The 1,402-nt window shown below is 69.7% G+C and carries 1 protein-coding gene and 2 pseudogenes; all 3 read right to left on the bottom strand.

The window, feature by feature from the left end:
• A pseudogene (locus J7E68_RS18490) lies at positions 1-483 on the bottom strand (ATP-binding protein); the annotation flags it as partial.
• Positions 473-1,135 carry a response regulator transcription factor gene (locus J7E68_RS18495; RefSeq protein ID WP_215175000.1) on the bottom strand — a complete coding sequence of 221 codons (663 nt, stop codon included), beginning with the start codon at positions 1,133-1,135 and terminating at the stop codon, positions 473-475. The pseudogene J7E68_RS18490 and the gene J7E68_RS18495, both read right to left, overlap by 11 nt.
• A gap of 41 nt (positions 1,136-1,176) precedes the next feature.
• Positions 1,177-1,402, bottom strand: a pseudogene (locus J7E68_RS18500) (class I SAM-dependent RNA methyltransferase); the annotation flags it as partial.

Genomic DNA, 1,402 nt, shown 5'->3' on the forward strand with positions numbered 1-1,402 from the left:
CAGACGCACGTACCCGTAGACGAACGGCAGGCAGACGGCCCAGGCGAACGGCAGCCAGAGGGGGAAGGCGAGCATCGCCGCGACGACGCCGACGTTGACGAGGAAGAAGATCCACGGCTGGTCGGCGGCCTTGCCCACGGGGTCGACGAAGCTCGGCCAGGCGGCCAGCGCCGCCGTGTACACGATCGCGAACGCACCGGAGGCCGTTCGAACACCGCGCCCGATGACGCATGCGACCAGCATCACGACCAGCGGGATGAAGACGACGAGCAGCATCGCGATGCGCGCGGCATCCGCCCATGCCATGGTCGTGATGCCCGCGATCAGCGCCTGTGCGCCGAGGATGCCCGACCCGATCGCGACGACGGTCGCGAGGATCCGCTCCATGCGCTTGCCGGTGAACCGCTCGAACTCGGTCTCCACGCTGCCCGGAGAGGGGATCTTGCTCCAGGCCTCACGGATGCTGAGGGGATCAGTGGGCACTCGGGGCCCCGTCGGCGGCCACGATGCCGTCCTCCATGGCACGACGGAGCAGATCGACCTTCGTCGGCGCCGGTCGCCCGACCTCCACGTACTTCACGCGGATGCGGGTGATGTTCTCCTTCGCCGTGGAGTAGGCGACGCCGAGTCGCTCGGCGACGGCCTTGAGAGGCAGTCCGGTCGCGTACAGGCGCAGCACCTCGCGCTCGCGCGTCGAGAGCTGGGCATCCGCGAAATCACGGTCTCCGTCGACCGCGCTCGCCCACTCCACGTTGTTGAGCGCCTCTCCCTGGGCGACGGTGCGTATCGCGTCGAGCACGTCATCGAGCGCTGACGACTTGCTCACGACGCCTGCGGCACCGGCGGCGAGCGCCTCGCGCACCGCGGCCGGTCGGTCGGCGACGCTGTGGATCACCACGCTCGCACCGTCGGCGACCAGCGAGCGGACGTTCTCGGTCACGGTCGTGCCGTCTCCGAGCGTGAGGTCGAGTACGACGACGTCAGCCGGCGGGGCGGACGTGGCGGATCGCCACTCGAGATAGGACACGACGGTGCTTCCCGAGAAGACCACCGTCTGCGAACCGTCCCGAGCGCACGCGGCTTCGAGACCGAGGCGGACGGATTCGTGATCGTCGATGAGTGCGACCCTGCTCATCCGCCCAGCCTACTGAGTCGGGAGCGCCACCCGAACATCGGTCACCGCGTGAGCAGGGCCACGACTTCGAAGTGGTGCGAGTGGGGGAACAGGTCGAAGCCGCGGAGGGTGCCGACCTTCCACCCGTGCTCGCGAAAGGTCCCGAGGTCGCGAGCCAACGCGACGGGGTCGCAGGCCACGTAGGCGATCGCCTGGGGAGCGACCGTGTTGAGCGCATCGACCACGGCACGGCCTGCGCCGGCGCGGGGCGGGTCGAGCACGACGGCG

This window comes from Microbacterium sp. ISL-103, from assembly GCF_018613995.1.
GTDB lineage: Bacteria > Actinomycetota > Actinomycetes > Actinomycetales > Microbacteriaceae > Microbacterium.

Excerpts from the sequence above, each read along its gene's own strand:
- J7E68_RS18495 (WP_215175000.1), bottom strand. The coding sequence starts at position 1,135 with ATGAGCAGGGTCGCACTCATCGACGATCACGAATCCGTCCGCCTCGGT.